Source organism: Thermoanaerobacterium sp. PSU-2 (assembly GCF_002102475.1).
In the GTDB taxonomy this organism is placed as follows: Bacteria; Bacillota; Thermoanaerobacteria; order Thermoanaerobacterales; family Thermoanaerobacteraceae; genus Thermoanaerobacterium.
Map to the genome: position 1 here is coordinate 1 of NZ_MSQD01000027.1, position 6587 is coordinate 6587.

Consider the following 6587-nt stretch of genomic DNA (forward strand, 5'->3'; position numbering starts at 1 on the left):
AATAAAATTTAAATAATAATGCAAAATATAATAAAAAAAATAAGGAATGATTATATGCTTAAACATAAATTTTACGTTGGTCTTATAAACGGAATAATACTAAGTATATTACTATGGACTCTAATTATTATCACAATTAAAATTATCAATACGCTCCATCTTTTTTAAGCACAGCAGGTATAGTCTTAAAGAGAATATTTAAGTCAAGCCATAAATTCCAGTTCATAATATACTGCATATCCATTTTTATTCTTTCTTCATAATCCACGTTATTCCTGCCGCTAACCTGCCACAATCCTGTTACACCAGGCAGTACACGCAAAAGATACTTTCCATGCTCTTTATACATATTTATTTCCTCTAAAACAATCGGTCTTGGACCAACTAAGCTCATATCACCTTTTATGACATTAAAAAGCTGTGGCAATTCATCAAGACTCGTTTTTCTGAGAATTTTCCCTATTTTCGTCATTCTTGGATCATCTTTTAGTTTAAATGTTTCTTCATATTCCTTTTTTAAATCGGGATTCTCAGATAAAATTTTTTCTAATACTTCCTGTGCATTTACCACCATAGTTCTAAATTTATAAACATCAATTAATTTTCCGTTCAATCCAAGCCTCTTATGCCTAAAAAGTATAGGCCCAGGCGAAGTTATTTTTATTAAAATAGAAATCAAGACTAATAATGGCGATAAAATTATTATCAAAAACAACGAAAGCATAAAATCAATCAGTCTTTTTAATCTCGCAGTTGTCCCACTGATTAAAACATCTTTTATTTTTAATATAGGAGTATCTTCTATAAATACAATTTCCACTGGGTAGTTCATCAAATCAACCGCATTTCCTAAAGTATAAATACTTATATATTTTAAAAGACAATAATCAATAATTTCTTCAACATTATCAACTTTGGAAGTAATAATTATCGATTTAACATTATATTCATTAATAATTTTTTTAAAATCCCTAATATCTCCAACGCAATTCAAAAAACTGCTATTCTCGACATGTTTAGATAAAACGCCTAATATTTTAAGTCCAAATACATGTTTTGTATCTATTTCTTTTATTAAATTTTCACTAAAATATTGAATTTCGCCAATTACAATTGTGTTGACTAACCCTTTTCCTTTGCTATATTCTTTCTTTATAAGATATAAGATAAAATATTTACCAGTAACTTGAAATATAAACGATAAGATGATAAAGTACCCTAAAGTTAATCTTGAAAATATAGTATTCTTAATGGAATATGACATTATAATATATAGCGATGTAGAATATATTAATCCTTCAAATATAATACTTATTTGTTCAAATACATTACTAAAATTTTTTTCATACAATCCTTTAAAATATAGCACTAGCAAATCTGTAACCATAATAATTAAGAAAGAATATATATACCATTTAATATCAATATTTTTAAAAATAAAACTAAAGCGCAAAAATAACGAAAAAACAAAGGAAAGTAATAGAGCAAACGCATCTATTACTATATTAAAAGATTTATATCTCATAATATTATACACCTTCACTTTAAGCTAATAATTCAAAATAACTCCTTAAGCCATCTTCCCAATTTCTTAACTCATAGTTAAATCTCAATTTTAAAACATAATTATTAAGAACAGAATATTTCGGTCTTAATGCCGGTGCATTATATTCTTCTGTCGTTATAGGTTCTACATTAATATTCACATTGGCTATTTCAAATATCTTTTTAGCAAATTCATACCAAGTTGTCTCTCCGCTGTTTGTCATGTGATATGTCCCGTATGCATCTGTTTTTATAAGAAAATATAAGCCTTCCGCTAGATCTTTTGTAAAAGTAGGTATCCCATGCTGATCATTGACTACTTTTAACATTTTTCTATCTTTAGATAATCTCAACATTGTTTTAACAAAGTTATTGCCATTTATGCCATATAACCATGACGTCCTTACAATATAATGTTTGTCTAATATTTCTTTTACCAGGTTTTCTCCTGCCAGTTTACTATTACCATAAACATTTAAAGGATTTGGTGTGTCAAATTCTGTATATGGTGTATTTTTACTCCCATCAAAAACATAATCTGTAGATATATACACCATTTTAGCATTTATGTCGCTACATATCGACGCAGTATTACCTGCACCTAAGGCATTTACATTATAAGCCAAATCAATATTTTTTTCGCAGTCATCTACTTTTGTATATGCTGCACAATGTATCACTATATCAGGTAGATATTCTTTTACAAATTTATGCGTAGCATCTATATTGGTTATATCAAATTCATCTCTTCCTGCTAATATAATATCTTCACTGCCTTTTAAAAGCTCATATAAATCATATCCAAGCTGACCTGTTTTGCCTGTTACTAATATTTTCAATTGCATCACCTACCTGTTTTTATACATCTTTTCATAATAGTCCTTATATTCCCCAGATATTATCTTTTCCCACCATTCTTCATTCTCTAAATACCATCTTATCGTTCTTTTCATACCTTCATCAAAATTATATGTAGGTTTCCAACCAAGTTCATTTTGTATCTTTGATGAATCTATAGCATAGCGCCTATCATGTCCTGGTCTATCCTTCACATATTTAATTAATGATTCAGGCTTATTAAGTTCTTTTAATATAAGTTTGACAATCTCTATATTTGCTTTCTCATTGTTTCCACCTATATTGTATACTTCACCAATTTTCCCTTTATGCAGTACTAAATCAATTGCTCTACAATGATCTTCCACATATAACCAATCCCTTACATTCAATCCATCACCATATACCGGCAGCTCTTTGCCATGCAATGCATTTATTATCATAAGAGGTATTAATTTTTCAGGAAATTGATATGGTCCATAATTATTTGAACATCTTGTTATATTTACAGGTATTCCAAACGTATGATGATAAGCTCGAACAAGCAAATCTGCCGATGCTTTACTTGCAGAATAAGGGCTGTTTGGTGATAATGATGTTTGTTCGGTAAAATACCCTGTTTCTCCAAGTGAACCATATACCTCATCAGTAGATACCTGTAAATACTTATTAACGCCATACTTTTTTGCTGCATCCAATAAAACCTGTGTACCTAAAACATTAGTTTTTAAAAATATACCTGGATCTTCTATACTTCTGTCAACATGAGACTCTGCAGCAAAGTTTACAACATAATCTATGCCATCCGAAAATATTTTTCCAACTATCTCCCTGTCTGTTATATCGCCTTTAACAAATACATAATTAGAGTTATTTTCTACATCTTTTAAGTTTTCAAGATTTCCTGCATATGTAAGTTTATCAAGATTTATTACTTTATAATCTTTATGTTCTTTAAGCATGTATTTTATAAAATTACTTCCTATGAACCCTGCTCCACCTGTTACCAATACCTTCATCTTAACACCTCACCTGTTTTTTGTAGTCCAATCAAACCCTATTACCGGATCATCCCATGGTATCCTATATTCATCAGGATTTTTAGGATTATATGACATTGTAGTAAAATAAGTTATTATTACAGGTTCATTTCCCAAAACTCTATATCCATGTGCAACACCTGCAGGTATTAATAATAAAATTGAATTATGCTCACCCATATAAAATACATTTGTCATACCTTTTGTAGGCGAATCATCTCTCATATCATGCAGTACAACCTGTGCATTGCCTTTTGGGAAAAACCACAAATCATCCTGTAATTTGTGGTAGTGAAATGCCTTTATTACACCAGGATATGTAAGAGACATAGAAGCCTGTCCAAATTTTTTTAAGAGGTTATCATCATCTCTCAATATCTCCATGAAAAAGCCTCTATCATCAACATGCTTTATAAGTTTTTTTACTTCTACCCCTTGTATTAATTCTTCCATTATTGATCCTCCATTTCTTTTGTAGCTGCTGCATATTCTAAAGCGTCATTAAAATTAAGCTCTATATTATACGATAATTCATTCGCTCTTTTTAATGATTCAAACGTACCCGCATCTGTCCATGAACCCTCGAGTATATCATACGTTAACGTACCATCTTTTATATATGCATTATTTACATCTGTTATTTCAAGCTCTCCTCTTCCAGATGGTTTCAGTTTTTTTATTATGTCAAAAACTCTGCTGTCATACATGTATATCCCTGTTACACAATAATTGCTTTTTGGATTTTTAGGCTTTTCTTCAATTGATATTATTTTATCTCCCTTTAATTCTGCGACGCCAAATCTCTCTGGATCCAGAACTTCTTTTAATAAAACTTTTGCACCTTTTTCTTGTTTTTTAAAGCTTGACACAAATGAATTGATATTATCTTCAAATATGTTGTCACCAAGTATTACAACACATTTATCGCCATTTACAAAATGCTCGGCTAATCCCAAAGCTTGCGCGATACCACCAGGCTGATCCTGAATTTTATATGTAAATTCTACACCGAGCTCATAACCACTGCCAAGAAGATTTACAACACTGCCCATATGCTCTTTTCCAGTCACAATAAGTATTTCTGTAATTCCTGCCTCGATTAACCTATAAATAGGATAATAAATCATTGGATACTTACCTACAGGTAGCAAATGTTTGTTTGTCACTTTTGTCAGTGGAAATAACCTTGAACCTGTTCCACCTGCCAATATTACACCTTTCATTTTTAAAATCTCCTTTCTTTGATTGCCCAATAATTTAGATTCATGCTTATTCTTTTTTTTATAAACAATGGGACAAATCTATGCCTTAAACCGCACTGATACCCAGAATATCTGAATATAGCATCAATGACAGCATAAACTACCCATTTTTTATCACTATGCCATAAAAACTTAATCTCATCTTTCAAAAATTTAATTCCTTCGCCTTCTGCTTTTCCATATTTTAAAATCCAACTATTTTCTGAAAAAAATACGCCAATATCAAAATTTCTTCTAAACTGCTTTATCGGATCATAATTATGATAATGAATGACTTTTGCATTTGGAGCATATACTATCTTATATCCATTTAATATAAGCCTCGATGCGATAATCATATCTTCATTCATTATTGTCTTATCCGGAAATCTCCCAACCTGCTCAAATTCTTTTCTCCTTATTGCAGAACACACATTTGAGAAAAAAAACGCTTTAATCTTTAATTCATTAATATTTTCTTTGCTTTTTATAAATCCTTTTTCCGGATAGTTAAAAAGTCTCGCAAACTTCTCAGTTGGTATAGCTTTTTCATCTACTATTTGCCTTCCGTATACTGCAGCAACATCAGTATTTTTTAATGGTGTAATGATGTTTTCAATAAAATATTCGTCATATGGTAGTGCATCCTGTGTTAAAAAAATAATAATATCGCCTGTAGAATTTTCTACAGCAAAATTTCTCGTACCACCATGATCAAAATCCCTACGTTTTATTTTTATTACTTTAGCTCCTTCTTTTTCTGCGATCTCTGCAGTGTTGTCACTAGATTCAGAATCCACTACTATTATTTCATCGGCTCTTTGCGTCTGATTCTTTAACCTTTTTAGGAGGTCTTCGATTGTTTTTTCACAATTTAGAGTTGGAACTATTACTGAAACTTTCACCTGCAATCACCTTTTACTTTGTTTTTACCTGGTATAAGCATAACAATTATAAACCCAAGATTTCGCAAAAAGCCATATTTAAAAAATTTATACTTAAATATACGATAAATCCTTTTGAATTTGCCAACTTCAAAAAGTGTAATAAAATTATAAACAATATCTTTTTGTTCTTTTGCAAGCATATTTCCATATATTGAGTAAAACTCTTTGCCTTGGTTAATAATTTTATTAATTGTTTTAACTGCTTTATCATATTTTAAAGATCTATTTATAAAATAAGAAATTTTATATCTTTTTGCACCTGTATCATTAGCTCCATGTTGCCTATATAGTATAAGTGGTTTATCTATATACTCAACAACACCAAATGATGATGCTACAAGAGCAAGCCACCAATCATGCATTATTGCGTTGCTTAGAACTGTTCCCAATAAATCTTTAAGTTTTCTATTTATCATAACAGTACAGCCTGTAACATTGTTTTGTATTAAAAGATTATTTAATCTTTTTAAATTTGGATTTAACTTTTGATATTTCCAAAAAGATTCATCTATTATTTTTAAACCAACATTTACAACTTTTAAATTAGAATGAATCAATACAGGCTTATCTGGATAAAATTTTTCCGAATTTTGCATTTCGTTTAGAGTAATCTCTATCTTATTAGGTAGCCAAACATCATCTTGATCGCAGAACATAATGTAATCAGCAGTAGAATATTTTAATAAATTAAAGAAACTCATTGATGCTCCAAGATGCTTATCACTATCATTGATAAAATATATTTTCCCATTAAACTTTTTGATATACTCTTCTATTATATCTAACGTTCTATCACATGAACCATCATCACGTATTAATAACCGCCAATCTTTATAAGTCTGATTTAAAATGGACTCTATTTGTTCTTTTAGATACTTTTCTCCATTGTATGTTGATAAAATGATATCTAACATATCGTTTTCTCCATTTTTTATAATTCTCAAATTAAATGTCTTACTATAAATGAGAAAATTTGA

7 protein-coding genes are annotated in these 6587 nt (G+C 29.8%); all 7 read right to left on the reverse strand.

The genetic code is table 11. The annotated features are described in order from the left end of the window. Positions 1–145: 145 nt before the first annotated feature. A complete protein-coding gene (locus BVF91_RS12830) occupies positions 146–1525 on the reverse strand; it encodes a sugar transferase (RefSeq protein ID WP_206199064.1) in 1380 nt (459 codons plus the stop codon). A 19-nt stretch (positions 1526–1544) separates the two neighbouring features. Continuing rightward, complete coding sequence (rfbD, locus tag BVF91_RS12835) at positions 1545–2384, reverse strand: dTDP-4-dehydrorhamnose reductase (RefSeq protein ID WP_085113745.1); 840 nt, start codon at positions 2382–2384, stop codon at positions 1545–1547. 9 nt (positions 2385–2393) lie between these two features. Next, positions 2394–3401: a dTDP-glucose 4,6-dehydratase gene (gene rfbB, locus BVF91_RS12840; RefSeq protein ID WP_085113746.1), complete on the reverse strand. Its 1008-nt coding sequence runs from the start codon at positions 3399–3401 to the stop codon at positions 2394–2396. A gap of 9 nt (positions 3402–3410) precedes the next feature. Continuing rightward, entirely contained in the window at positions 3411–3875 is a 465-nt protein-coding gene (locus tag BVF91_RS12845) for a dTDP-4-dehydrorhamnose 3,5-epimerase family protein (RefSeq protein WP_085113747.1), read from the reverse strand. Continuing rightward, entirely contained in the window at positions 3875–4645 is a 771-nt protein-coding gene (locus BVF91_RS12850; protein WP_085113748.1) for a sugar phosphate nucleotidyltransferase, read from the reverse strand. The genes BVF91_RS12845 and BVF91_RS12850 overlap by 1 nt, the downstream gene beginning before the upstream one ends. A 2-nt stretch (positions 4646–4647) precedes the next feature. Next, positions 4648–5568, reverse strand: coding sequence for a glycosyltransferase family 2 protein (locus BVF91_RS12855; protein ID WP_085113749.1), 921 nt, complete (start codon positions 5566–5568; stop codon positions 4648–4650). Continuing rightward, positions 5565–6587 (reverse strand): glycosyltransferase family 2 protein (locus BVF91_RS12860; protein WP_350353829.1); only part of this gene is annotated, 1023 nt, incomplete at its 5' end. The genes BVF91_RS12860 and BVF91_RS12855, both read right to left, overlap by 4 nt.